This window comes from Tabrizicola sp. (assembly GCF_041911175.1).
Taxonomy (GTDB): domain Bacteria; phylum Pseudomonadota; class Alphaproteobacteria; order Rhodobacterales; family Rhodobacteraceae; genus Tabrizicola.
In genome coordinates, this window is record NZ_JAYRPN010000113.1 from 1 (window position 1) to 25,261 (window position 25,261).

The following is a 25,261-nucleotide window of genomic DNA, read 5'->3' on the forward strand; positions in this document are numbered from 1 at the left end:
GACCCCATGCGCCGCGCATTGCGCCATCCGCCAGTCGATGATCCCGATCATCTCGGACCGCCGCTTGCTCATCGAGGTCAGGCGCACCTGCCCGCCGGGCTGGTCGGCGGCCTCGAACACGACGACCTTCTTCTTCACCGCCGCCTTCGCGATCTCATGCGGCATATGCTGTTCGCGCCCGGTCGAGGGGTTGTGGATGCAAAGCGCCATGCCGCCCTGATAGATGCGGTCCAGGCAGTAGGTCGCGCCGACGCAAGGCCGGATGTCGTCCTCGCGACCCTCGACGATCTTCCGCACGATATGCGGGTCGGCCATGTGGGCGCGGGTCATGCCCACCATATCGACCTGGCCCGTCGCCACCGCGTGCCGGGCGGTCGCCACGTCGGGGATGCGGGCGGCGTGCAGCGTGGGCATCCCGACCTCGGCCCGGATGCGGCCGGCGAAATCCAGATGGGGCGCGGATCGCATGCCCTGGATCGGGATCATGTCGGTCATCGCCGGGTCGGTGTGGATGCGGCTGCGGTTGACGTTCAGGTAGTCGACCATGCCGCTGTCGCGGAACATCTTGCCAAGGGCGATGCCCTCTTCCATGTCGATCCCGCCCGGCTCCATCTCGTCGACGCCATAGCGCAGGCCGAGGATGATCTTCGACCCGATCCGCTTGCGCACGGCGGCCACGATGTCCAGCGTCAATCGGGCGCGGTTTTCCAGGGAGCCGCCGTAGGGGCCTTCCAGGATGTTGGTCAAGGGCGACATGAACTGGTCGAGCAGGTGGCCGTGGCACAGGAACTCGATCCCGTCGACGCCCGCGTCCTTCATCCGTTCGGCGGCATCGACATAGTCGCGGATGATGCGGTCGATGTCCCAGTCCTCGGCCGGTTTCGGGAAGGCCCGGTGCGCTGGTTCGCGCTCATGGGTCGAGGAGACGACGGGCAGCCAGTCGCCCTTGTCCCATCGGGTGCGGCGGCCAAGGTGGGAGAGCTGGATCATTACCCCAGCCCCGGCATCGTGGCAGTCGTCGACCAGCCGCTTCATCCACGGCACGATCTCGTCCTTCCAGACCAGGAGGTTGGAAAACACCGGCGGGCTGTCGCGGCTGACGCTGGCGGAACCGGCGGTCATCACCATCGCCACCCCGGCCTTGGCGCGCTCCAGATGGTAAAGCCGGTAGCGGTCCTTCGGCATCCCATCGTCGCCATAGGCCGGTTCATGGCTGGTGGTCATGATCCGGTTGCGCAGCGTCAGGTGCTTCAACTGGAACGGCTGGAGAAGGGGATCGTTGGACATGGGCCCTGGCCTTTTCGCGGGAGTGGAATCAAGGTCTGTCCGGGAGTATGGCAAAACTTGACACATGTGTCGAGTTCTGTTTCGATCCTCTTGCGTGAAAGCAAGCCGAAGGGTTAGGTCGCCTGCATGAGCAAGGAAAGAACCGAACGCGGTTGGCGCGGAACGCCCGACCTGTGGCTGGATGCGGCCTACGGCCTTCTGGTCGAAGGCGGGGTCGAGGCGGTGAAGGTCATGCCGCTGGCTGACCGGCTGAACCTGTCGCGCACCAGCTTCTACTGGCATTTCCCCGACCGCGAGGCGCTGCTGGCCGGATTGGTCGCGCGGTGGCAGGCGAAGAACACCGGCAATCTTGTCGCCCGCTGCGAGGCTGCGGCGGCGACCATCACCGAGGCTTTGCTGAACCTCTTCGACTGCTGGTATGACGACGCGCTGTTCGACAGCCGGCTGGAATTCGCGATGCGGACCTGGTCCCTGACCGACCCGTCGGTTGCTGCTGCCATGAGCGCGGCCGATGCCGAACGGGTGGCGGCGATCACCGCATTGTTCCGCCGTTTCGGCTACAGCGAGACCGAGGCGGACACTCGGGCGCGGACGCTGTACCTGACCCAGGTCGGCTATATCGCGCTGCGGTCGGAGGAAAGCCTGGAGGTGCGGATGGGGCGCAACCCGTCCTATGTGCTGACCTTTTCGGGCACCTTGCCCTCGGAGACCGAAGTCGCCGCCTTCCGGGCGCGGCACATCAGGTAAGCCGCGACAGCAGAGCCTGCAGCGTCCGGGCCTCTTCCCTGGTCAGGGGGGCAACCGTCTCGGCGGAAATCTGCAAGGCGGTAGCAACTCGTGTCGAGAAAAGCCCGGTTCCCGCTTCGGTCAGGCTGACGGTCAGGCGGCGGCGGTCGGCGGGGTCGGCGGTCGTCGCCACCAGCCCCAGTTTTGCCAGCCGGTCGACCACACCCTTGATCGTCGCCGCGTCCATCGCGGTGGCGCGGCCGAGGTGGTTTTGCGACACCGGCCCGATCTCGGCCAGGCGGGCAAGGACGGCGAACTGGGTGGTCGTGACCTCGGGGATGGCGGCGGCGAAGATCGCCAGATGCCGCTGCGTCACCCGCCGCAGGATATAGCCGATCTGGTCATCGAGGCGGTAGTCGTCGCGGTCTGCCATCCTTTCGCGATACGACTTGCGGTTGATCCGTGCAAGGCTGTTGACAGAATCCCGAGGGGGTTCCAGTCTTGTTGTTACGCAAATGAATTCGGGGCTCTCCGTGCCGGACTACGCCCGACCCCAGACGATGACCGAGGCGCTGCATTTGCTGGCTCAGGGCGGCTGGCGGGTGCTGGCCGGGGGGACGGACCTTTATCCGGGGGCGGGGGCGCAGCTGACAGGGCAGGTGCTGGATTTGGGCGGCGTTCCGGCGCTGTCCGGCGTCACGCTTGGCGCGGGACTGCGGATCGGGGCGGCGACGCCTTGGGCGGCGATTGCCGAAGCCGATCTGCCGATGGCGTGCAGGGCGCTGCAACAGGCGGCACGGCAGGTGGGTGGACGGCAGGTGCAGGCTGCAGGGACCCTCGGCGGGAACCTCTGCAACGCCTCGCCCGCAGCGGACGGGGTGCCGCCGTTGCTGGCGCTGGAGGCGGAGGTGGAGCTGGTTTCCGGCTTGGGCAAGCGCCGGTTGCCGCTTTCGGATTTCCTGCTTGGCCCCCGCCGGACGGCCCTTCAACCGGGCGAAATGCTGGCGGCGGTGGTGATCCCGGAACCTGCGCTGAACGGGCGGTCGGCCTTCGTGAAGCTGGGCGCGCGGTCGCATCTGGTGATCTCCATCGCGATGGTCGCGGCGCGGCTGGGGATCGAGGGTGGACAGGTACGCGAGGCCTCGGTGGCGGTCGGCGCCTGTTCGCCGGTCGCGGTCCGGCTTCCGGCGGTGGAGGCGGCTCTGGTGGGGGCCTCGGTGGCAGAGGCGGTGGATCGTGTGACGGCAGCGGATGTGCAGGCGGCGCTGTCGCCCATTGACGATGTGCGCGCGACGGCGGACTACCGGCGCGCGGCAGCGGTGGAGCTGGTGCGCCGCGCGGTGGCGGAGGCCTTGGCATGATCCGCTTCGCGCTGAACGGGGCCGAGGTTGCGGTGGAGGCGCCGCCGACCGAACGGCTGTCGCTGGTGCTTCGCGAGCGGCTGGGCAAGGTCGGCACCAAGGTCGGCTGTGACGCGGGCGATTGCGGGGCTTGCACGGTGCTCCTGGACGGGGCGGCGGTCTGCGCCTGCCTGACGCCCGCCGCACGGGTCGAGGGGCGGTCGGTGACGACAGTCGAGGGCGAGACGCCGGAACTGACGCGCCTGCGCGCCAGCTTCCACGCGCACGGCGCGGCGCAATGCGGCATCTGCACGCCGGGAATGTTGCTGACGGCGGCGGAGCTGCTGACCTGGAACACCCGACCGACGGAGGCCGAGGTGGAAGTAGCTCTGGGCGGCGTCCTGTGCCGCTGCACCGGCTATCGCAGCATCATCGCGGCGGTGGTGGCAGCGGGGCAGGAGGCGCAGCCGGTAGGCCCGGTTACGGGGGCGGTCGGCGCGGCGATCCCGCGGCTGGACGGTGCGGCCAAGATGGCGGGCGACAGGTTCGGCGCCGACGACTGGCCCGAAGGGGCGCTGGTGGTGAAGGCCGTCCGCTCGCCCCATGCCCATGCGGCTTTCGTCATCGGCGACCTGACTGCCTTCCGCGCCCGTTCCGGCATCGCCGCCGTCTTCACCGCCGCCGACATCCCCGGGCGCAACGCCTTCTCCGTGATCCCGCCCTTTGCCGACCAGCCCGCCATCGCCGCCTCTCCTGCCCGGTTCCGGGGCGAATGCGTGGCAGTCGTCGCCTTCGAGCCGGACGCCGAGCCGGACCTGTCGGAGTTTCCGATCACCTGGACCCCGCTTCCGGCCTTCTCGACCCCCGAGGAGGCCGAGACGGGCGACCTCCTCCATTCCAACCGTCCCGGCAACCTGCTGATCGAGGGGAAGGTGATCAAGGGCGATGCAGCCGCTGCCTTGGCCGGTTCGGCGCATGTGGTGGAGGGCGCGATGACCACCGCCTTCGTTGAACACGCCTATATCGAGCCCGAGGCCGGGTCGGCCTGGATGGAGGGCGAAGTGCTGGCGATCCGCGCCTGCACGCAAGCCCCCGGCATGGACCGAGACGACACCGCCGCGATCCTCGGCCTGCCGCTGGAGCGGGTGCGGATCATTCCTTCGGCCACGGGCGGGGGGTTCGGGTCGAAGCTCGACATCTCGTTGCAGCCGCTGATCGGGCTGGTGACGCTGAAGACCGGGCGGCCCAGCCGGATGGTCTACACCCGTCAGGAAAGCATGACCTCGACCACCAAGCGCCACCCGGCCGAGATGCGGGGGCGGATCGGCTGCGATGCCAATGGCCGGATCACCGGGATGGAATTCGACGGGCGGTTCAACACCGGGGCCTATTCCAGCTGGGGGCCGACCGTGGCGAACCGGGTGCCGGTGCATGTCTCCGGCCCCTATCTCACTCCGGCGATCACCGCAAAGGCGCGGGCGATCCACACCCACGGGCCGGTTTCTGGCGCCTTCCGGGGCTTCGGCGTGCCGCAGGGGGCGCTCTGGCAGGAAACGCTCTACGACCAGCTGGCCGACAAGGCCGGGATCGACCGGCTGGAATTCCGGCTGCGCAATGCCTTCCGCGATGGCGATGCTTCGGCGACCGGGCGGGTATTGCAAGCGACCGGCATCCACGCCTGCCTGACGGCGCTGGAACCGCACTGGACACGCGCCTTGGCTGAGGCGAAGGGCCAAAGGGGCAGGGGCGTGGGTGTCGCCTCCTGCTGGTACGGCTGCGGCAACACGGTGCTGCCGAACCCCTCGACCATCCGCATCGGCCTGTCCCCGGCGGGACAAGTGATCCTGCACCAGGGCGCGACCGACATCGGCCAGGGCTCGAACACCGTCATTGCCCAGATCGCCGCCGAGGCGCTTGGCCTGCCGCTTGCCGCCTTCCGCCTCATCGGCCCCGACACCGCGCTGACGCCGGACGCGGGCAAGACCTCGGCCAGCCGCCAGACCTTCGTCACCGGCCGCGCGGCCAAAGCCGCCGCCGAGGGCTTGCGGGCCGAAATTCTCCGCCGCGCCAATGCGGGCGAGGGGGCTCTGCTGACGCTGGAAGGCGCGACGCTCACCATCCGCGACCGGGGTGCCTGCGCCCGCATCGACCTTGCCGCGCTGCCGCCCGATGCCCGCGGCCATGTGCTGACAGCCGAGGCGACCTACGACCCGCCCACCGCGCCGCTTGATGCCAACGGCCAGGGCGCGCCTTATGCCGTCTACGGCTACGGCGCGCAGATGGTGGAGCTGGAGGTCGACGAAGCGCTCGGCTCCGTGCGCCTGCTGAAGATCACCGCCGCGCATGACGTGGGGCGCGCGATCAACCCGATGCTGGTGCGCGGTCAGATCGAGGGCGGCATCGCGCAGGGCATCGGCATGGCGCTGATGGAGGAATACCTCCCCGCCCGCACCGAGAACCTGCACGACTACCTGATCCCGACCTTCGGCGACGTTCCCCCCATCGAAAGCCTGCTGATCGAGGTGCCGGACCCCGAGGGCCCCTATGGTGCCAAGGGGCTTGGCGAACATGTCTTGATCCCGACCGCCCCCGCGATCCTGAACGCGATCCGTCATGCGACGGGGGCCGGGATCACCCGGGTGCCCGCTTTGCCGCATCGGCTGCTTCACGCAATGGAGGGGAAGCGATGACCGGGGCCGAAAATTTTTCGCGAAAAATTTTCTCACCGCGCGGGAGGTCCTCATGACCGGCGCGCCCGAGAAGATCCGCTGCGATGCCTGCCCGGTGATGTGCTATATCGCGCCCGGCCAGACCGGGGCCTGCGACCGCTATGCCAATGCCGCTGGCCGGATCGTGCGTACCGACCCGGTGGTGCTGTTGTCCCATGCCGTCGAGGCCGGGGGCCGCGTCGTCCCCTTCGCCGCGCGCGACTGGGATGGCTCGCCGGTGCCGGCGGATGCCTTCGTGACCGGCATCGGCTCGGGGACCACCTACCCGGACTACAAGCCCGCGCCCTTCATCGTCTCGTCGCAGGTCGACGGCGCGGACATGGTGACGGTGGTGACCGAGGCGATCTTCTCCTACTGCGGGGTCAAAGTGAAGATCGACACCGACCGCTTCCTCGGCCCGGAAGGGGCGGTGGTGCGGGCAGAGGGCGAGCCGGTGGGCCATGTCACGACCGCCGAATATGGCAGCCAGATGCTGTCCTTGGGCGGGGTCCATCATCTGACCGGGGGCGGCAAGGCTGAGGGCCGCGTCACCTGCGCCGCGATGCTGGCCTTGTGCAACGGCGAGGCGGTGGAACTGGCGATCGACGGCGGGTCTACCGTCGTGGTGCAGGCGGGACAGGCCCCGGTGGTCGACGGGGTGCGCGAACGGCGGATGCGGGTCGGATGCGGCAGTGCAACTATCGGCATGTTTGCGGTGCAATGGCAGGGGCTGGTCGACGAGGTGGTGGTGGTCGACGACCACATCACCGGCGTCGTGAGCGAGCATCAGGCGGGCAAGGTGATCGGCTGGGAACCCTCGGGCATCCGCATCAAGGGCCATCGCTCGACGCCGGGGCGCTATTTCCGGGTGTCGGAGCCGGGGCAGGGCTGGGGTGGTACGCGGCTCACCGATCCGCTGGAAATCCTTGGCGCGTGGAACCCGGCCAAGGGCGCAAGGCCGGGATTGCGGCTCTTGATGGTGTCCACCACGGGCGAGCAATATGCCTATTATGTGCTGGACGACGACCTGACGCCGGTACAGCAGGAGTTGCCGGATTACCTGAAGAAGACCGTCGAACTCATTGACGAGAATTGCGAACCTTCGCTTTGCACGGTGCTGTTCGTCGGCGGTGCGGGGGGCAGCCTGCGCGCGGGGGTGGCGAAGAACCCGGTTCGTCTGACACGCTCGGTGCAGGGTGGCGTCACGCGGCTGACCTCGGGCGGGGCAGCGACCTATGTCTGGCCGGGCGGCGGGATCACCTTCATGGTCGACGTGACGCGCCTGCCCAAGGGCGCCTTCGGCTATGTGCCGACGCCCGCGCTGGTCGCTCCGTTGGAGTTCACCCTGCCGCGTGAGGACTACCTCGCGATGGGCGGGCACGAGGCGGCGATCCGCACGCTTGACCAGTCCGTCGCAGAGGGCGGCGAATACCCCACGGAAGCGAGGGTGCAGCCGTGGCCCTGACCGCGCCCACCCGGACCGGAGCCATCGCGGCCCTGCTGCCGGACGGGCGGCTGCACCTTCAGCACGGCCCCATCGACGTCGTGGCCGAGGCCTTCGGTCCTGCAACGGCGGTCCGCGCCGCCCATGCCCGTGCTGCGGGCCGTTTCGCGTCGATCCTCGATGAACTGGTCGCCGAACTTGACGCTCTCCGCTCCCCGGATGCGCCGGTGACGGGCATTGTCGCACGCCGGATGGCGGCGGCGGTGGCGCCTTACCGGCCCGCCTTCCTCACCCCGATGGCCGCCGTGGCGGGGGCGGTGGCCGAGGAGGTGCTGGAAGCACTGACCGGGCCGGGGATCACCCGGGCCTATGCCAACAACGGCGGCGATATCGCGCTGTGGTTGGCCTCGGGCGATCTGACCTGTGCGCTGGCCGTCTCGGGTGGGATGGATCGGGTGACGGTGCGTTCCACCGACCCGGTGCGCGGCATCGCCACCTCGGGCTGGCGCGGGCGCAGCTTCTCGCTTGGCATCGCCGACGCGGTGACGGTGGTCGCGCGGACGGCGGCGATGGCGGATGCGGCGGCGACGATGGTGGCGAATGCGGTGGATGTGGGCCACCCTGGCGTCCGCCGCCGTCCGGCGCGGGAGCTGCAATGGGACAGCGACTTGGGCGACCGGCTGGTGACGGTGGCGGTGCCGCCCCTGTCGCCAGAGGAACGGGCGGTGGCGCTGGACGCGGGCCTGCGCGCGGCCGAGGGTTTCCGGGCGCAGGGCTTGATTGAAGGGGCGGCGCTTTTCCTTCAGGGTGAGCGGCGGGTGACGGGCGCGCTGGCGCTTGAGAAGGGGGACGGAAGTGGCTGATTTCGCTGTCAGGAAGATCGTGGTGCAGTTGGAGGAAATCCGGCACGAGGGCGGGCCCCTGGTCATGCCGCCGCCGGTCCGGGGCGCGGTCTATGCGATCTGCGCCAATCCCTTCGCGGGCCGCTACATCCCCGACCTGCAAGCGGCGATGGAGGACCTGAAGCCACTTGCGCTTGACCTCACCGACCGCCTTCTCGCCATCATGGGCGGGCGCGAGGGGATCGACGCCTATGGCAAGGGTGCCATCGTGGGCGATGCCGGGGAAAGCGAGCACGGTGCGCTCTGGCATGTCGCGGGCGGCTACGGGATGCGCGAGCGGCTGGGCGAATGCCGGGCCATCGTGCCTTCGGTGATGAAGGTGGGCGGCATGGGCGCGACGCTGGACATGCCTCTTGGCCATCTGAACGCGGCCTATGTCCGGTCGCGCTTCGACGCGATCACGCTGGCCTGCGCGGACGGGCCACGCGCGAACGAAGTGCTTTTCGCGTTGGGCATGGCGCGGGGCGGGCGGGTGCACAGCCGGATGGGAGGGCTGGAGACCCATCAGGTGAAGGGGGAGGACGGGCTCAGGTGAGACGGGCGCCAAGATCCTTCGAAGGATTTTGCCAAGAATTTTCGAAAATTCTTGGGGCAAGCGGTCTGGCGGTGCTCCTCACCCCCGGCCTTACCTTCGCCTGCGCCCTGCCGCCTTCGGTGATCCTGACCCTGCCCACCGGCCATTACATCGCCGCCGCCGCGCTGACCGTTGCCCTGACCGCGCTGATGGGCGCCGCCGCCCACCGCCTGCCGGTCATGGCGCCCCGGCTGGTCTGGGAGCGTCCCGTCCTGCTCCCGCTGGCACTGACCTCCTACCTCGCGTTTCTCGCCTTCCTCGGCCTCGTCTTCGTCGGCCTCTTCGGCGAGCGCGACCCGATGCACAACCTGATGCCACTGGTCTTCTGGACCGGGGTCTGGATCGTCGTGCCCCTCGGCTCGATGCTCCTCGGCAATCTCTGGCGCCCGATCAACCCCTGGACCGGGCCGGTCCGCATCGCCCGCACGCTTCTGGGGAGGACCCGTGGCATCGGCCTTGCCCGCCTTGGCCACTGGCCCGCAGTCTTGGGCTACGCGGGCTTCGCCTGGTTCCAGATCGTCTCGCTTTCCCCCGACGACCCCGCCGTCCTGGCCCAGGTCGCGCTTGGCTACTGGCTGGCGATCTTCGTCCTCGCCACGCTGGAGGGCGAGGACTGGCTAGAGCAGGGCGAGTTCCTGACGTTCCTTTTCACCCTCATCGCCAAGGTCGCGCCGCTCTGGCACGAGCCCGATGGCGCGAAAACGCGCCTGATGCTCGGCTGGCCCGGCACGCAGGTCCTCGCCATGCGGCAGCTCACCCCCTCGGCAGTGGTCTTCGTCAGCCTTGCGCTTGCCGCCCTCACCTTCGACGGGCTGAACGAGACCTTCTGGTGGCAGGCGCTGATCGGACAGAACCCGCTGGAACCGGTGGGTCGCAGCGCTGTGGTCTGGCAGAATACCGGAGGCCTTCTGGCGGTCTGGGTGCTGACCCTCATGCTGATCCTCGGCACGATCACCCTCGGTCGCCGCATCGGAGGCGGGTTCACCACCGGGCCGGTGATGCTGTCCTTCCTTGCCATCGCGGCGGGCTACCATGCGGCGCATTACCTCGTCATGCTGCTGACCGCCGGGCAATACACCCTTGCCGCGCTGAACGATCCCTTCCTGACCGGCGACAGCTGGTTGGGCCTGCCGCCCTTCTACGTCTCCTTCGGCTTTCTGACCGATCCGGGCGTGATGCCGATAATCTATGCCGCGCAGTTTGCGGCAATCCTCGGCGCGCACCTGCTGGCGGTGCTCCTGGCGCTGAAACTGGCGGGACAGGGCGCGCGACCTGTGGCGCATCTGCCGATGACGGTGCTGATGGTGGCCTACACGGTGCTGGGTCTCTGGCTTCTGTCCACTGCCAGAACCGGATGAAACGGCTGGACAATCCGGGGCGCCTTGCCCCCCAATGCAACATTGGCCCGCGAGAGGCCGCAACAGTGAGGAGACGGACATGACGACATTGCTTCATCCCACCCGCCGCGGACTTCTGCTGGCCGGGGGCGCAGGCCTCCTGACCGCAGCACTTCCGGGTTTTGTCGCGGCGCAAGGCGCGCCGATCAAGATCGGCTTCCAACTGCACCGCACCGGCATCGGTGCCGCCTACGGGCGCTGGTACGAACGCACCGCGCAGGCCGCGCTGAAGATGATCAACGACGGCGGCGGCATCGCCGGGCGCCCGGTGGAGCTTCTGTTCGAGGATGACGCGACCGATCCCAAGCGCGGCGCGGAGGTGGTCGACAAGCTGACCCAATCCGATGGCTGTGACCTGGTGATGGGGACGCTCTTCAGCCATGTCGTCATGGGCTCTGCCCCCCGCGCGGGCGAGCTGAAGGTGCCTTATCTCGTCTGCTCCGAGGGCTATCACGTCGCCAGTGGCGCGCTGAACCGCTGGACGCTGCAGCCCGGCATCACCGATGTCCGCGCGCAGATTTCCACGATGGCGCCCTGGGTTGCTGCGAACCTCGGCAAGAAGATCACGATGGTCTTCCCCGACTATGCCTTCGGCCACGATCACCGCGACTTCTTCACCGCCGCGATCCAGGCCCAGGGCGGAGAGGTCATCGCCCAGATCGCCGTGCCCCCGACCGAGACCAGTTTCACCCGCTACTTCCCGCAAATCCCGGCGGAAACCGAGGTGCTGTATCATGTCATGGTCGGCCCCGCCGTCCTGACCTTCGTGAAGGAGTTGGGCGAGTTCTACGGCACCGGCACAAAGCCCGCACTCTTCGGTTTCATCGACTCGCTGGAGGCAGTGGACACGGCGACACCGGGACTGGAATTCCTGGAAGGCAGCCATTTCTGGGAAGCGCACCCCCGGGTGAAACCTGCCGACGCGGGCGAGCATGAGGCCGCCTACCGCGCCGCTGTGGGGGTGGACGACAACGGGGCCAGCGTCAGCGATGCAGCGGATGTGGCGACCTATTCCCACATGTTCTCGACCTGGGAGACGCTCTACTTCATCAAGCAGGCGATGGAGGCTGCGGGCTACACCGGCCCCGCCGACCGGCAGAAGCTGGTGGAAGCGATGGAGGCCATCGGGGACCTGCCCTATGGCATCGAACGCCCGCAGGGGGCCATGCGCTTCAACGGCAAGACGCACCAGGTCTTCGGGTCGCAGAACATCAGCCAGGTGCAGGGCGGCAAGCTGGTGAAGGTCCACACCACCACGATCGAGGAGGGCCTTTACGAGGACGCGGTGGATTACACGACGATGTCGTTCTGAATCGCGTGGACCGGGCATGACCTTCGGGCATCAGGGTGCTTCCCTCCCCCCTTTGTGGGGGAGGGTGAGGGTGGGGGGGCTGCCCACTGGTCGGTGGCCTGAACCCCCACCCCCAGCTCCCCACGCGGGGGAGGGGAGGCGCCCCGCATCCATGCGGTTCGCGCGCAGGCGGGACGGATGACCTGATGGCCTTCGGACCCTTCCTTCTCCTCGCCCTGATGGAGGGCCTTGTCACCGCCGCCGTCCTTGCGCTGGCGGCGTCGGGCCTGAGCCTCGTCTTCGGCGTCATGCGGGTGGTCAACGTCGCGCATGGCGAGTTCTACATGCTGGGGGCGGTGCTGGCCTGGGTCGTCACCACGATGATCCCCGGCCCGCCTGCGCTGGCCTTCCTCGCTGCGCTGATCCTCGCGCCGCTGCTCGTCGCCGCCCTTGCCGCGCTGGCCGACGCGCTTGTGCTGAAGCGGCTGGCCTATGACCCCGAGGCGACGATCGTCGCGACCATCGGCCTCCTCTACATGATCCAACAGGCGGCGCTGTCGCTTTATGGACCGAACGCCTACCCGGTGCGGGCCCCCTTCGAATGGCGCATCCAGCTGCCGTGGTTCGGCTATTCCGGTTACAAGCTGGCGGTCGTCCTTGCCGCCGGGCTGGTGCTTCTGGCGCTGTGGCTGGTGATGACCCGCACCAAAGCGGGCCTGATCATGCGCGCGACGCAAGTGGACCGCACCACGGCCCGCGCCTTCGGGATCAATGTCGACCGGGTCTACATGGGCACCTTTGCCCTTGGCGCGGGTCTTGCCGCGCTGGCCGGAGTGCTCGTCGTCCCGATCCAGCAGGCGCATTACCTGATGGGGGGCGACCCGCTGCTTTTGTCCTTCATCGTGGTGATCATCGGCGGCCTTGGAAGCCTGCGTGGCACCCTGATCGCGGCACTGGTGATCGGGCTGTCGGACGGGGTGATCAGCATGTTCTTCACCCCCACGCTGGCCAAGATCCTTGCCACGCTTCTGGTCGCGATGGTGCTGGTCTTCCGCCCGCAGGGCCTGTTCGGAGCGAAGGCGTGAAGCCCTGGGCGCTGCATCTTGCGCTGATCGCGGTCCTTCTCACCGCGCAATTCTGGCTGTCGCCCTACCATGCCACCAACCTTGCCCGGATCATGGTGCTGGCGGTCTTCGCGATGGGCTACAATCTGGCCTTCGGCTACACCGGGCTTCTGAGCCTCGGCCATGCGCTTCTCCTTGCTGTCGGGATGTATGCCGCGGGCCTGCCCGCGCAGCTCTGGGGCTGGAGCGCCGGGACCGCCTTCATCACCGGGGTCGCGGGTGGGGGGGTGGTGGCGGCGGCGCTTGGGCTGCTGGCGCTGCGCACGGCGGGGGTCAGCTTCATGATCGTGACGCTGATGTTCGCCCAGGCCGGATACCTGACGCTTCTCTATTTCGCCCCCGTCACCGGCGGGGATGACGGTTTTGCCGTGGCCGCCGCCAGCCGCCGCTTCGCCGGGTTCGACCTTTCGACCGATACTCCCCGCTTCCTCGCGGCGCTGGCGATCTTCGCCGCCGGGCTTCTCGTCAGCCTGGCCGTCACCCGCTCGCCCTTCGGCCGGACGATGGTCGCGATGCGGGAGAACGAGGAGCGGTCCCGGATGCTGGGCTACAACCCTTTCGCGGTGAAGCTTGCCGCCCTCATCCTCTCGGGCCTCTACGCCGGGGCTGCCGGGGCGGCCTATGCGCTCCTCTTCGGCTATGTGGGCGCGAGTTTCGCGACGATCCAGTATTCCATCCTGCCGATGCTCTACGTCCTGCTCGGCGGGGCGGGGACCACGCTTGGGCCGTTCCTCGGGGCGGTCTTGATGTTCACCCTGATCGAGGTCGCCAGCGGCCTGACCTCGGCCTATCTCTTCTTCGTCGGCGCGGCGCTCGTCGCCCTCGTCCTCTTCGCGCCGAAGGGGATTCTCGGCACCGTCCGGGAAAGGTGGGTCAAATGGCTCCCCTGATCGAGACGCCCCTCATTCAGACTGACAACCTGACGCTGCACTTCGGTGGTCTCAAGGCGGTCGACGGGGTGGATTTCACCCTGAACGCCGGTGAAATCCATGCCCTGATCGGCCCGAACGGGGCCGGGAAGACGACTTTCGTCAGCCTTCTCTCCGGGCGGCGCATCGCGCAATCCGGGACGATCCTGCTGGCGGGCGAGAACATCACCCGCCTACCCGCCCATCTGCGCGTGCGGAAGGGGATCGCCTATACGTTCCAGATCACCTCGATCTTCCCGCGGATGACAGTCTTCGACAACGTGGCGCTGGCCGTCCAGTCGCAGGACGCGCGCGACCTTCCCACCCGAACCCGTGCCGCACTTGCACGGGTGGGGCTTCAGGGGTTGGAGGAGCAGGAGGCGCAGACCCTGTCCTACGGCCACCAGCGGCTTCTGGAACTGGCGATGGGGCTGGCGCTGAACCCCCGCGTCCTGATCCTGGACGAACCGACGCAAGGCCTTGCGGCCAGCGAGATCGACGGCTTCATCCGGCTTGTGGAGAGCCTTGTGCCAAGGACCACGGTGCTCTTGATCGAGCACAACATGGAGGTGGTGATGGACCTCGCCACCCGGATCACCGTCTTGAACTTCGGCAAGGTGCTGGCCACCGGAACGCCTGCCGAAATCCGCGCAAATGCCTCCGTGCAGGAGGCCTATCTTGGCGCTTGAGGTCACCGGCCTGATGGCAGGCTACGGCCCCGTCACCGTGCTGCGCGGCGTCGACTTCCGCGCCGAGGCGGGGCGGATCACCTGCCTGATGGGGCGGAACGGGGTGGGGAAGTCGACGTTTCTCAAATGCCTGATGGGGCTGGTGCCTGCCGCCGCAGGCACGATCCGGCTGGACGGCACGGCGTTGCAAGGCCTTCCCGCGCATCGGGTGCCCCGCCACGGTCTCGCCTATGTCCCGCAGGGCCGCCGCCTGTTCGGGCCGCTGACGGTGGCCGAGAACCTTGCCGTCGGCGGGCTGGTCAGAGGCAACCACCGGGCGGTGCTGGACCATGTCCTGACCCTGTTCCCCCGCCTGCGCGAACGGCTGACCCAGACCGCCGAGACGCTTTCCGGTGGCGAGCAGCAGATGCTCGCCATTGCCCGCGCCTTGTGCCTGCAGCCGAAGGTGCTGCTCTTGGACGAGCCGACCGAGGGCCTGCAGCCCTCGATGATCACGCTGATCCAGGAGGCGATCCTGACCCTGAAAGGGCAGGGCGTTGCCGTCGTGCTGGTCGAGCAAAGGGTCGATGCGGTGCTGAAACTGGCCGACCGCGTGGTCTTCATGGTCGCGGGGCAGATCAGGGAAACCCGGGATGTCAAGGGTTTGGCCGGCGATGATCCGGCCTTCCGAACCTATGTGGGGGTGTGAATGACGGGGCTGGTGGCAGGCGTCGACGTGGGGGGCACCTTTACCGACATGGTGATCTTCGATCCGGCGACCGGAGCGGTGCGGCTGGCCAAGGTGCCGACGACCCTGCCGAACCAGGCAGGCGGCGTGCTGGAGGCCTTTGCGACTGCCGGGGCTGCGCTGGGCGACATTGACCTCATCGTCCACGGCACGACGACCACCACCAATGCCGTGCTGGAACGGCAGTTGGCGAAAACCGGGCTGATCACGACACAGGGCTTCCGCGACGTGCTGGAGCTTGGCCGCCGCACCCGCCCGCAGGCCTATGGGATGCACGGGGCCTTCACCCCGATCATCCCGCGCGACCTGCGGCTGGAGGTGCCGGAACGGATGGATGCGCGGGGCCGGGTGGTGACGCCGCTGAATGAAGCGGCCTTGGCGGCGGCAGTCCGGCAGTTGCGCGATCAGGGTTGCGAGGCGTTGGTGATCCACTTCCTGCACGCCTATGCGAACCCTGCCCACGAATGTCGCGCCAGGGAGATCGCGGAAGGTATTTGGCCCAATGATTACATCACCTTGGGGAACGATCTTCTTTCGGAATCTCGCGAGTATGAGCGGGGGGTGACGGCGGCTGTCAACGCCTCGGTCCAGCCGCTGCTGGAGCGCTATGTGGCGCGTCTGGCGGAGCAGTTGGCGGCAAAGGGCTATCAGCGCGACCTTCTGGTGATGAACGGCAATGGCGGGATGGTCGCGGCCAGGGACGTGGCGCGCGAGGCGGTGAAGACGGTGATGTCGGGGCCTGCCTCGGGTGTCATGGCGGCGGTGGCGACGGGGCGCAGGGCGGGGTTCCCGAACCTCTTGACCTATGACATGGGCGGAACCTCGACCGATGTCGCGATGATCCGGGGCGGGGTGGCGCCGGTCTCCAACGAGATCGAGGTGGAATATGCCATGCCGATCCATGTGCCGATGGTCGATGTGCGGACCGTGGGGGCGGGGGGCGGGTCCATCGCCCGGATCGACGCGGGCGGGATGCTGCGGGTCGGGCCGGAAAGCGCGGGGTCCACACCGGGGCCGGTCTGCTATGGGCGTGGGGGGACGCGGGTCACGATTTCGGATGCGAACCTGATCCTCGGGCGGTTGCCCGCCAGCCGGTTCGGACAGGCGGCTGGGGCTGCGCATGACGCGATGCGGGAGCAGATCGCTGAGCCTTTGGGCCTTTCGGTGGAGGCGGCGGCAGCGGCGGTGATCCGCATCGCCAACACCCATATGGCCGGGGCGATCCGCATGGTTTCGATCTCGATGGGCGCCGATCCGCGCGACTTTGCGCTGTTCGCCTTCGGCGGTGCGGGGCCGCTGCACGCGGTGGCGCTGGCGAAAGAGTTGAACGTTCCCAAGGTGTTGATCCCCGCGCGCCCGGGCATCACCAATGCGCTCGGCTGCGTGGTGGCCGACTTGCGGCACGACTTCGTGCGCACGCTGAACCGCCCGCTGGATACGGTCGACATGGCCGAAGTCCACCGGGTTCTGGCGGCGCAGGAGGCCGAGGGGCGGAGGCTGATCGGGCTGGAGAAGGTGGTACTGACCACGGTCCGGGCGGAGTATTCGGCGGACATGCAGTTCGTGGGCCAGACCCATCTTCTGCGGGTCGCCTTGCCCTCGGCGACGCCCGGTCGCGAGGAGTTGCAGCACCTGTTCGAAGTCGCTTATCACGCCCGCTTCCGGGTGGACCTGCCGACGATCCGGGCCAATCTGGTGAACCTGAACGTCTCGGTCATCGGCGAGCGGCCCGCGCTGGACCTGTCGCGGTTGATCGAGCCTTCGGGGCGGAAGGCAGTTGCCGAACCCTCGGCGAGCCGCAGGGTCTGGTTTGATGGCTGGCACGAGGCCCCGGTCTATTGGCGCGACCATCTCCCGTTGAAGATCGACCTGCAAGGCCCTGCGATCATTGAGCAAATGGATACGACCATCGTCGTCGATCCCGGCGCGCGGGTCACGTCGGACGCGGATGGCAACCTGGTCATCGAGGTTAACGAATGATTGATCCCGTCACCCTCGCAGTCATCCAGGCGGGTCTGCAGCAGGTCTGCGACGAGATGGACCTGACCTTCTCCCGCGCGGCCTTCTCGCCTGTCATCGCGGAAGCGGACGACCGTTCGGACGGCATCTACTCCGCCATCGACGGCAGCCTGATCGCGCAGGGGTCGAAAGGTCTGCCGGTCTTTGTCGGGGTCATGCAGTTTTCCACGCGGACCATCCTGGAGCGGATCGCGGCGGGGCTGACCGCGCCGCCCGAGGAAGGTGACATATATATCGTCAACGATCCGTATCTCGGCGGCACGCATCTGATGGACGTGCGTTTTGCCATGCCGGTCTGGCGGCAGGGCGAGATTTTCTGCTGGTTGTCGAACACCGGGCATTGGCCGGATACCGGGGGGGCGGTGCCGGGTGGGTTTTCGGCCTCCGCGATCAGTGCGGAGCAGGAGGGGCTGCGGCTGCCGCCGGTGAAGCTGTTCAAGAAGGGCGTGCTGGATCAGGAGATCTACCAGATCATCTGTTCCAATATTCGCGTGTCGGAACAACGGATTGGCGATGTGAAGGCGCAGGCTTCGGCGCTTTTGGTCGGGGCGGAACGGCTGGGGGCGCTGCTGGATCGCTACGGGGATGCCACCGTCACCGAGGCGATTGCCGAGATGCGGCGGCTGGCCGCGCGGCAGATGCGGGCGATGATCGGGCTGGTGCCCGAGGGGGTGTATCGCGCGACGGCCATCGTGGACAGCGACGGGGTGGTGAATGAACCCCTGACCATTGCGCTGGCGGTGACGAAGGCGGAGGCGGGGCTGACCTTCGATTTCTCAGGTTCCTCAAGGCCTTGCATGGGGCCGATGAATTCGGTGCGGGCGACGACGCTGTCATCGGTCTATCTGGCGATGCGGCATATCTTCCCGGACGTGCCGATTTCGGCCGGGGCCTTTGAGCCGTTGGAGGTGGTCGGGATCGAGGGAACTTTCCTCGACGCGCAGTATCCCCGGCCGGTTTCCGGCTGCGCGGCGGAGGTCAGCCAGCGGATTGCGGAAGCCGTTTTTGCGGCGCTGGTGCAGGCGGTGCCGGGACAGGTGACGGCGGCCCCGGCGGGGACGTCCGGCAATTTCGGGCTGGGGGGGCACGACCCGGAGAAGGGGCGGGATTTCGTGATGTACCAGATTTCCGGCGGGGGCTATGGCGGCTTCGCGGGGGGGGACGGGATTGCGAACGGCTGTTCCACCATCGGGATTTCCAAGGCACCGCCGGTGGAGATCATGGAGCAGAATTTCCCTGTGATCTACAGGCGTTACGCGCTGCATGAGGGCTCGGGCGGGGCGGGGCAGCACCGGGGCGGGCTGGGGCTCGACTATGAGATTGAACTGCTGCGCGGCGCGGCGCGGGCGTCCTTCGTGATGGATCACGGGCGGGTCGGGCCGCAGGGGGCTTTGGGCGGACAGGACGGCGCGGTGAACCGGGTGGAGGTGATCCGGGACGGGGTCACGCTGGTGCCGGAGCATCTGTCGAAAGCGCAGGATATCGCGCTGAAGCCGGGGGACCGGGTGCGGGTGCGCACACCGGGCGGCGGAGGTTACGGGCCGCCGGAGAAGCGCGATCCGGCGCTGGTGGCGGAAGATGTGCGGCTGGGGCGCTATACGGCGGAGGAGGCCGCGCGGCTTTGGCCGGGACGGGCGGGTTAAGCGAAGGTTGACGGGAAATCTGCAAGGGCTGCGCAACGGGGTGTCGGGGTCCGGGCAACCCGTTGGGAGCGCTGGATTAACGGCGTCGGAGTTGCCGGGTTTGGGAGTCTGGAAAGCGTATGGATTGCGTATGGCTTCCATACATACGCGCGGGCGTAACGAAGGTTGTTAACCCTCGCCGCGAATCGCGGAGATGCGGTGCGCTGTAGCGCACCCTACTCGGCCGCGTGGGGCTTCGGGCTGCGACGGGCGAGGGACTCTTCCAGCACCGAGATCCGACCCTGCAACAGCGCCACGTCGACCTGGTTGCGCGCCATGCTGTCGGCAAGGACCAGCGGATCGGGGGCGACCGGCTCCACCTCCTTCTTGCCGATGAAACGGCCGAGCACCCAGGCGAAGAAGCGCGAGAGGTCGTCCATCGCCAGATACATCGAGGGCACGACGACGAGGCTGAGCACGGTCGAGACGATGATCCCGCCCATCACCGCAATCGCCATCGGCGCGCGGAAGGCCCCGCCCTCGCCGACGCCGAGCGCCGAGGGCAGCATGCCCGCGGACATGGCGATGGAGGTCATCACGATGGGCTGGGCGCGCTTGTGGCCCGCCTCGACCACGGCTTCGATCCGGCTCATGCCGCGGTCGCGCATCTCGATGGCGAAGTCGATCAAGAGGATCGCGTTCTTCGCGACGATCCCCATCAGCATCAGGATGCCGATCAGCACCGGCATGGAGAGCGGGTTCTGCGTGACGATGAGCGCGGTCGCCACCCCGCCGACCGAAAGGAGCAGCGAGAAGATGATGGTGATCGGCTGCAGGACCGAGTGGAAGAGCAGGATGAGCACGAACATCATCAGGAGGACGCCCAGGACCATCGCGTTCTTGAAGCTGCCCAGAAGTTCCGCCTGCACTTCTGCATCGCCCGAGGGCGCGACCTTGACCGAAGCGGGAAGGTTCAGCGTCGGCAGGATTTCGTTGAAGCGGGCGGTGACCTGATCCAGCACGAAGCCGGGCGCGATGTCGGCGCCGAGGGTGGCGACGCGCTGGCGGGTCAGGCGCTTGACGACGGAGGGGCCTTGCGAGACCTCGACCGTGGCGACGGCGGACAATGGCACCGGACCGGCGGAAGTCATCACCTTCAGGGCCGAGATACGGGCCAGGTTGTCGCGCGAGGCCTCGTCCAGCTGCACCCGGATCGGGACCAGCCGGTTGTCGATGGAGAGTTTCCCCAGCGCCGCAGACACATCGCCGATGGTGGCGACACGGACGACGGAGGCGATCTGCGCCACGGTGACGCCCAGCCGCGCGGCCTCGTCCGCCTTGGGGGTGATCTGGATTTCGGGGCGGGGCAGGGCGGCCTCGGTCGAGGGGTTGAGGAACATCGGCTCGTCCTTCAGCGCCTCTTCGATCTTGCGGACGGCGGTGTCGAGGTCACCCTCGTCCGACGACAGGATGTCATAGGCGAAGGGGCGCGAGGCGCCGCCGATGGTCGAGACCTTGAAGGCGCGGACGTCGGGGACCGATTTCAGCGTCTCGAAGACTTCGGCCTCGATTTCGACCTGCGGGCGCAGGCGGCCTTCGGAATGCGGCTCGGGCAGGAGGCCGCCGACGAGCGGAAGGGCGCGGCCGAGGTCGAGGAGCTTGCGTTCCAGCCCGTTGTCCAGCCGGTCGAGGATGATGGTGAAGGTGGCGCGGCGGATGTCGCGGTCGCCCAAGGGGGTGGAGCCGCCGATGACGAGGACCGAATTCACCCCCTCGATGTCCTTGATGGCGTCGCGCATCGCGTCGGTGGTGGCGGCGGTGTCGTCGAGCTTCGACCCCGGCGGCAGTTCGACCGAGACGACGATGCGGCTTTCGTCTTCCGGCGGGAAGAGCGAACCCGGGACCTGGAGCATGGCGAAGACCGAGACGATCACCACGGCGACGGCGACGATCAGGGTGATGTAATAGGTGGGCAGCGCGATGCGGGGATGCGTCTTCCAGCGCCGGACCTTGGTGGTGGATTTCACCACCCGCATGTAGCCGCGCATGAAGACGCCGTCCTTGTGGCCCTCGTCATGGCCCACCGCGTCTTTCGCCCGCATGAAATAGGCGGCCATCATCGGGGTGATCAGGCGGGCGACGAGGAGCGAGAAGAGGACGGCGATGGCGACGGTCAGGCCGAACTGGCGGAAATACTGGCCGGGGATGCCGGGCATGAACGACACGGGGACGAAGACCGCGACGATGGTGAAGGTGGTGGCGATGACGGCGAGGCCGATCTCGTCCGCCGCCTCGATCGCTGCACGGTAGGGGGTTTTGCCCATGCGGATGTGGCGGGCGATGTTCTCGATCTCCACGATGGCGTCGTCGACCAGGATGCCGGTGGCCAGTGTCAGGGCCAGGAAGCTGACGAGGTTCAAGGAGAAGCCGAGCTGCGACATGACCCAGAAGGTCGGGATGGCGGAAAGCGGCAGGGCGATGGCCGAGATCAGCGTGGCGCGCCAGTTGCGCAGGAAGGCCAGCACCACGAGGACGGCGAGCAGCGCACCTTCCAGCAGAGTGTCGATGGCGGACTGGTAGTTGCCATAGGTGTAGAAGACGGAATCGTCGACCAGGGTGATGGCGACGTTCGGATGCTTCGCGCGCAGCTCGTCGACGACCTGGTTGGTGACTTCGGCGACCGAGACTTCGGAGGCCCCCTTGGAGCGGAAGACGAGGAAGGAAACGGACGCCTCGCCGTCGATGCGGGCGAAACTTTTCAGCTCTTCATAGCTGTCGACCACCTGGCCAAGGTCGGTCAGCTTGACGAAACGGCCCGAGGGCAGCGCGATTGTGGTGTTCGCAAGGCTGTCGACGGTGCCCTGGTCGCCGAGGGTGCGGATCACCTGCTCGCCGGTGCCGAGATTGATCTTGCCCGCGCCGAGGTTGGTGTTGGTCTGGGCGATCTGGGCGCTGATGGCCTGGGCGGTGACGCCGTAGCTGTCGAGCTTGACCGGGTCGAGTTCGACGCGGATTTCCCGGTCGGCCCCGCCGACGCGGGTGACGCGACCGATGCCGGGCTTGCCCTGCAGGGCGCGGGTGACGGTGTCGTCGACGAACCAGCTGATCTCCTCCATCGTCATGTCGGGGGCATGGACCGCGAAGGTCATGATCGCCTGGCCCTCGACGTCGATGCGGGTGACGATGGGGGATTCGATCCCGCCGGGCAGATCGCCGCGGATCTGGTCGACGGCGTCCTTCACGTCCTGCACGGCCTTGTCGGTCGGCACTTCCATGCGGAATTCGATGACGGTGGTCGAAAGCCCGTCGGTGACGGTGGAGGTCACGCGCTTGGCGCCGGTCAGGCCTGCGACGGCGTCCTCGATTTCCTTCGTCACCTGGCTTTCCATTTCCGCCGGTGCCGCGCCGGACTGGGCGACCGAGACGGCGACGAGGGGGACGTCGATGTTCGGGAAGCGGGTGATCGGCAGGCTGTTGAAGGCCTGCCAGCCGAGGACGAGGAACAGGAAGAAGGCCAGCAGCGGCGCGACGGGATTGCGGATCGACCAGGCGGAGAAGTTCATGCGCGCGCCCTCAGTTCACGGCAGCGGGGACCGGGGTGACCCGGTCGCCCGCGCGGACGAAGGCCCCGGCCTTGGTCACAACGGTATCGCCTGCGGCAAGGCCTTCGGTGATCTCCACCAGTCCGCCGTCGCGGATGCCGGTCTTGACCGTGACGCGTTCCACCAGGCCATCCTTGACCCGCATGACGATGCTGCCTTCGGGTGAGGAGCCGATGGCGGTGACGGGGACGGCGAGGGTGTCGCGCTCGGCGGCGATGATCTCGGCCTCGACGAACATGCCGGTGCGGAGCGTATCGCCTGCGCTGTCGACGCTGATCCGGGCGCGGCCGAGGCGGGTGACAGGGTCGATGGTGGGCTCGACCAGGCGGACGGTGCCGGTGAGCGCCTCGGTCATGCCGACGGCACGGAGGTGGGCGGCCTGGCCGGGGGCAAGGCGGAGGATGTCGGCCTCGGTCACGTCGGCGCGGAGTTCGAGCGCCGCGTCGCGGGTGATGATGAACATCGGCTGCCCGGCGGCAGTGGCGATGGCGCCGATCCTGGCGTTGCGGGCGACGATCCGGCCTGCGACCGGAGCCTTCACCTCGGTGCGCGAGAGCATCAGCTCCACGTTCCTGAGCTGCGCCTCGGCCAGGGCCAGCTGCGCGCGGGCCGATTCCAGGCCCTGCGTCGCGACGGTGACGCGCGCGTTGGCGGCGATCGCATTGGCGTTCGCGGTGTCCCAGGTCGCCTGCGGGGCGGTGCCGCTGGCGCGGAGCTTGGTCGTCCGGTCGACGATGCGGGCGGCTTCGGCGGCGGCGGCTTCGGCCTCGACGCGCTGGGCCTTCGCCTGCGCGATGGTCGACCGCGCGGCCGCCACCGAGGCGACGGCTTCGGTCTTCTGCAATTCCAGGGTGGATTTCGACAGCAGGGCGAGAATCTGGCCCTCGGTCACCATGTCACCAAGGTCGGCAAGCAGCCGGTCGACCGGCTGGCCCTCGACCAGCGGGGCGACCTGCACCTCTTCGACGGCGGCAATCATGCCGGAGGCGATGATCCGGTCGGTCATCTTGCGGCGCGTGACATCGGAGACGGTGATCGCGGGAAGCGCCGCGTCTGCGGGCGCGCTTTCGGCTGCGGCGGCCTCTTGCGCCTGGGCGGGCAGGATCGGCGCAAGGAAGAGAAGGGCGGCAAGAGCAAGGGTCGGGCGCATGGGACGTTAGCCTTCTGCTTTGTCGTTGGAAATCTGCGACAGGATGCCGTCGATCACGGCGACGACCTGTCCGGCAAGAGCCGGGCTTGCCGGGCCGCATTGAGCGGTGCGGGTGGCCATCGCCTTCACCAGCATGACCAGCATCTGGCACTGACCGGCATAGCGGACCTGGGCATCCGCGACGCTGCGGCGGGTGGTATGGGCGAAGATCGCGGCGAGGAGGGTCGTGATCGTCTCTTCCATCTGCCGCGCCGCCGCGCCGATTTCCGGCTTGCGGATCGCGGCGGCGGTGATCTCGGCCCAGAGCTGGCCGTCCTTCATCGACTCTTCGCTGAAATGGCCAAGGATGCGGTCGCGCAGGCAGGTCATCGGGCGGTCGGAGGTCTGGATCTCGGCGAACTCGGCCTGGATTTCGGCGAGATCATAGCCGCACATCGCCTGGACGATGGCGGCCTTCGAGGGGAAGTAGCGGTAGAAGTTGCCGACACTCATCCCGGCAGCACGGGCAAGGTCCTGCATCGAGGCGCCGTCGAAGCCCTTTTCGGCAAAGGCCTGCCGGATCGAGGCCAGAATCTCGTGGCTGCGCGCATCGGCGGCGGCGAGATGGAGGGGTGCGGTCATGCTGTGCGTCTTGGGAATGAACGTTCATTCACGCAGATAGAGGAGTTGCCGCAAAGGTCAAGCTCCAATACGGAGCCCAGGGCGGGCTGGATCACCCCGGCTTCACTTTTCACGCGATTTGGCCCAAAGGAGCCGCAGGCAAAAGGGGCGCGGGCATGGCGACGGGCATCGGTTTCAACGTGACGGCGACGGATGGCGCGGCGCGAACGGGGGTGATCTCCACGCCGAGGGGGGAGATTCGCACGCCCGCCTTCATGCCGGTGGGGACGGCGGGAACGGTCAAGGCGATGCTGCCCGAAAGCGTGGCGTCGACGGGGGCGGATATCCTGCTGGGCAACACCTACCACCTGATGCTGCGGCCCACGGCGGAACGGGTGGCGGCCTTGGGCGGGCTGCACCGGTTCATGAACTGGGAAAGGCCGATCCTGACGGATTCGGGCGGGTTCCAGGTCATGTCGCTGGGGCCGCTCAGGAAGCTGACGGAAGAGGGAGTGCGGTTCTCCTCGCATCTCGACGGGTCGAAGCACATGCTGACGCCGGAGCGGAGCATGGAGATCCAGCGGCTTCTGGGCTCGGACATCGTGATGTGCTTCGACGAATGCCCAGCACTTCCGGCGGAGGAGGCGGTGGTGGCGAAGTCGATGCGGCTGTCGATGCGCTGGGCGCAAAGGTCGCGCGATGCCTTCGGCGACCGGCCGGGCCATGCCTTGTTCGGGATCATGCAAGGGGGCGTCACGCGGGAGTTGCGCGAGGAGTCAGCCGAGGCGCTGAAAGGGATCGGCTTCGACGGCTATGCCGTGGGTGGCCTTGCGGTGGGCGAGGGACAGGAGGCGATGTTCTCCGTCCTCGACTATGCGCCGGGGTTCCTGCCCGAGGATCGCCCCCGCTACCTGATGGGGGTGGGCAAGCCCGACGACATCGTCGGCGCGGTGGAACGCGGCATCGACATGATGGACTGCGTGCTGCCCTCCCGCTCGGGGCGCACCGGGCAGGCCTGGACGGCGCGGGGGCAGGTGAACCTGCGCAACGCCCGCCACAAGGACGACCCGCGCCCCTTGGAGGACGGCTGCCAGTGCCCCGCCTGCCAAAGCTACTCCCGCGCCTATCTGCACCATGTGGTGAAGGCGGAC

The 25,261-nt window shown here is 67.9% G+C and carries 19 protein-coding genes and 1 pseudogene; 15 read left to right on the forward strand and 5 right to left on the reverse strand.

Annotated features, from left to right (window positions below):
* A pseudogene (locus ACE3P6_RS15440) lies at positions 1–1,287 on the reverse strand (N-methylproline demethylase); the annotation flags it as partial.
* 126 nt (positions 1,288–1,413) lie between these two features.
* Between ACE3P6_RS15440 and ACE3P6_RS15445 the strand changes: the two are divergent.
* On the forward strand, positions 1,414–2,034 hold the full coding sequence (locus ACE3P6_RS15445; protein ID WP_374396705.1) for a TetR/AcrR family transcriptional regulator: 621 nt from the start codon (positions 1,414–1,416) through the stop codon (positions 2,032–2,034).
* Here the strand turns inward: ACE3P6_RS15445 and ACE3P6_RS15450 are convergent.
* A complete protein-coding gene (locus ACE3P6_RS15450) occupies positions 2,027–2,446 on the reverse strand; it encodes a MarR family winged helix-turn-helix transcriptional regulator (RefSeq protein WP_374396708.1) in 420 nt (139 codons plus the stop codon). The genes ACE3P6_RS15445 and ACE3P6_RS15450 overlap by 8 nt on opposite strands.
* Positions 2,447–2,528: 82 nt before the next feature.
* On the opposite strand from ACE3P6_RS15450, the gene ACE3P6_RS15455 reads away from it, so the two are divergent.
* The 13 genes from ACE3P6_RS15455 to ACE3P6_RS15515 all read left to right on the forward strand — a co-directional run bounded on the left by ACE3P6_RS15455 (position 2,529) and on the right by ACE3P6_RS15515 (position 18,779).
* Positions 2,529–3,374 (forward strand): xanthine dehydrogenase family protein subunit M, encoded by an 846-nt coding sequence (locus tag ACE3P6_RS15455; protein ID WP_374396710.1) that lies wholly within the window; start codon positions 2,529–2,531, stop codon positions 3,372–3,374.
* Positions 3,371–6,043 (forward strand): molybdopterin-dependent oxidoreductase, encoded by a 2,673-nt coding sequence (locus tag ACE3P6_RS15460; RefSeq protein ID WP_374396713.1) that lies wholly within the window; start codon positions 3,371–3,373, stop codon positions 6,041–6,043. The genes ACE3P6_RS15455 and ACE3P6_RS15460 overlap by 4 nt, the downstream gene beginning before the upstream one ends.
* Positions 6,044–6,095: 52 nt before the next feature.
* Positions 6,096–7,526, forward strand: a complete 1,431-nt coding sequence (locus ACE3P6_RS15465; protein WP_374396715.1) for a 6-hydroxynicotinate reductase — start codon at positions 6,096–6,098, stop codon at positions 7,524–7,526.
* Positions 7,517–8,368: a UPF0280 family protein gene (locus ACE3P6_RS15470; RefSeq protein ID WP_374396717.1), complete on the forward strand. Its 852-nt coding sequence runs from the start codon at positions 7,517–7,519 to the stop codon at positions 8,366–8,368. The genes ACE3P6_RS15465 and ACE3P6_RS15470 overlap by 10 nt, the downstream gene beginning before the upstream one ends.
* On the forward strand, positions 8,361–8,942 hold the full coding sequence (locus ACE3P6_RS15475; protein WP_374396720.1) for an amino acid synthesis family protein: 582 nt from the start codon (positions 8,361–8,363) through the stop codon (positions 8,940–8,942). The genes ACE3P6_RS15470 and ACE3P6_RS15475 overlap by 8 nt, the downstream gene beginning before the upstream one ends.
* Positions 8,943–9,013: 71 nt before the next feature.
* Positions 9,014–10,339: a hypothetical protein gene (locus tag ACE3P6_RS15480; RefSeq protein WP_374396722.1), complete on the forward strand. Its 1,326-nt coding sequence runs from the start codon at positions 9,014–9,016 to the stop codon at positions 10,337–10,339.
* Between the two features lie 79 nt (positions 10,340–10,418).
* Positions 10,419–11,690: an ABC transporter substrate-binding protein gene (locus ACE3P6_RS15485; RefSeq protein WP_374396725.1), complete on the forward strand. Its 1,272-nt coding sequence runs from the start codon at positions 10,419–10,421 to the stop codon at positions 11,688–11,690.
* Between the two features lie 185 nt (positions 11,691–11,875).
* The gene (locus ACE3P6_RS15490; RefSeq protein WP_374396728.1) at positions 11,876–12,754 is read left to right on the forward strand and encodes a branched-chain amino acid ABC transporter permease; all 879 of its coding nucleotides are present in this window, start codon (positions 11,876–11,878) and stop codon (positions 12,752–12,754) included.
* Positions 12,751–13,683, forward strand: coding sequence for a branched-chain amino acid ABC transporter permease (locus tag ACE3P6_RS15495; protein ID WP_374396731.1), 933 nt, complete (start codon positions 12,751–12,753; stop codon positions 13,681–13,683). Before ACE3P6_RS15490 ends, ACE3P6_RS15495 begins: the two co-directional genes overlap by 4 nt.
* Positions 13,671–14,390, forward strand: coding sequence for an ABC transporter ATP-binding protein (locus tag ACE3P6_RS15500; protein ID WP_374396734.1), 720 nt, complete (start codon positions 13,671–13,673; stop codon positions 14,388–14,390). Before ACE3P6_RS15495 ends, ACE3P6_RS15500 begins: the two co-directional genes overlap by 13 nt.
* Positions 14,356–15,078, forward strand: a complete 723-nt coding sequence (locus tag ACE3P6_RS15505) for an ABC transporter ATP-binding protein (protein ID WP_374396736.1) — start codon at positions 14,356–14,358, stop codon at positions 15,076–15,078. The genes ACE3P6_RS15500 and ACE3P6_RS15505 overlap by 35 nt, the downstream gene beginning before the upstream one ends.
* Positions 15,079–17,097 carry a hydantoinase/oxoprolinase family protein gene (locus tag ACE3P6_RS15510; RefSeq protein WP_374396739.1) on the forward strand — a complete coding sequence of 673 codons (2,019 nt, stop codon included), beginning with the start codon at positions 15,079–15,081 and terminating at the stop codon, positions 17,095–17,097. It abuts the gene before it with no gap.
* A complete protein-coding gene (locus ACE3P6_RS15515; RefSeq protein ID WP_374396741.1) occupies positions 17,094–18,779 on the forward strand; it encodes a hydantoinase B/oxoprolinase family protein in 1,686 nt (561 codons plus the stop codon). Before ACE3P6_RS15510 ends, ACE3P6_RS15515 begins: the two co-directional genes overlap by 4 nt.
* Before the next feature lie 215 nt (positions 18,780–18,994).
* Here the strand turns inward: ACE3P6_RS15515 and ACE3P6_RS15520 are convergent, their stop codons facing one another.
* The 3 genes from ACE3P6_RS15520 to ACE3P6_RS15530 are packed head-to-tail and all read right to left on the reverse strand — an operon-like array spanning position 18,995 to position 24,131.
* Entirely contained in the window at positions 18,995–22,321 is a 3,327-nt protein-coding gene (locus ACE3P6_RS15520) for an efflux RND transporter permease subunit (protein WP_374396744.1), read from the reverse strand.
* 10 nt (positions 22,322–22,331) lie between these two features.
* Entirely contained in the window at positions 22,332–23,510 is a 1,179-nt protein-coding gene (locus ACE3P6_RS15525) for an efflux RND transporter periplasmic adaptor subunit (RefSeq protein ID WP_374396747.1), read from the reverse strand.
* A gap of 6 nt (positions 23,511–23,516) precedes the next feature.
* Entirely contained in the window at positions 23,517–24,131 is a 615-nt protein-coding gene (locus ACE3P6_RS15530; RefSeq protein WP_374396749.1) for a TetR/AcrR family transcriptional regulator, read from the reverse strand.
* 155 nt (positions 24,132–24,286) lie between these two features.
* Here ACE3P6_RS15530 and tgt point away from each other — a divergent pair.
* Positions 24,287–25,261 (forward strand): tRNA guanosine(34) transglycosylase Tgt (tgt, locus tag ACE3P6_RS15535; RefSeq protein ID WP_374396753.1); only part of this gene is annotated, 975 nt, incomplete at its 3' end.

What these genes read in the sequence shown, in the direction of transcription:
- ACE3P6_RS15445 (WP_374396705.1), top strand. Translation starts at nt 1,414, where the DNA reads ATGAGCAAGGAAAGAACCGAACGCGGTTGGCGCGGAACGCCCGACCTG.
- ACE3P6_RS15450 (WP_374396708.1), bottom strand. Translation starts at nt 2,446, where the DNA reads ATGGCAGACCGCGACGACTACCGCCTCGATGACCAGATCGGCTATATC.
- ACE3P6_RS15455 (WP_374396710.1), top strand. Translation starts at nt 2,529, where the DNA reads ATGAATTCGGGGCTCTCCGTGCCGGACTACGCCCGACCCCAGACGATG.
- ACE3P6_RS15460 (WP_374396713.1), top strand. Translation starts at nt 3,371, where the DNA reads ATGATCCGCTTCGCGCTGAACGGGGCCGAGGTTGCGGTGGAGGCGCCG.
- ACE3P6_RS15465 (WP_374396715.1), top strand. Translation starts at nt 6,096, where the DNA reads ATGACCGGCGCGCCCGAGAAGATCCGCTGCGATGCCTGCCCGGTGATG.
- ACE3P6_RS15485 (WP_374396725.1), top strand. Translation starts at nt 10,419, where the DNA reads ATGACGACATTGCTTCATCCCACCCGCCGCGGACTTCTGCTGGCCGGG.
- ACE3P6_RS15490 (WP_374396728.1), top strand. Translation starts at nt 11,876, where the DNA reads ATGGCCTTCGGACCCTTCCTTCTCCTCGCCCTGATGGAGGGCCTTGTC.
- ACE3P6_RS15500 (WP_374396734.1), top strand. Translation starts at nt 13,671, where the DNA reads ATGGCTCCCCTGATCGAGACGCCCCTCATTCAGACTGACAACCTGACG.
- ACE3P6_RS15505 (WP_374396736.1), top strand. Translation starts at nt 14,356, where the DNA reads ATGCCTCCGTGCAGGAGGCCTATCTTGGCGCTTGAGGTCACCGGCCTG.
- ACE3P6_RS15510 (WP_374396739.1), top strand. Translation starts at nt 15,079, where the DNA reads ATGACGGGGCTGGTGGCAGGCGTCGACGTGGGGGGCACCTTTACCGAC.
- ACE3P6_RS15515 (WP_374396741.1), top strand. Translation starts at nt 17,094, where the DNA reads ATGATTGATCCCGTCACCCTCGCAGTCATCCAGGCGGGTCTGCAGCAG.
- ACE3P6_RS15520 (WP_374396744.1), bottom strand. Translation starts at nt 22,321, where the DNA reads ATGAACTTCTCCGCCTGGTCGATCCGCAATCCCGTCGCGCCGCTGCTG.
- ACE3P6_RS15525 (WP_374396747.1), bottom strand. Translation starts at nt 23,510, where the DNA reads ATGCGCCCGACCCTTGCTCTTGCCGCCCTTCTCTTCCTTGCGCCGATC.
- ACE3P6_RS15530 (WP_374396749.1), bottom strand. Translation starts at nt 24,131, where the DNA reads ATGACCGCACCCCTCCATCTCGCCGCCGCCGATGCGCGCAGCCACGAG.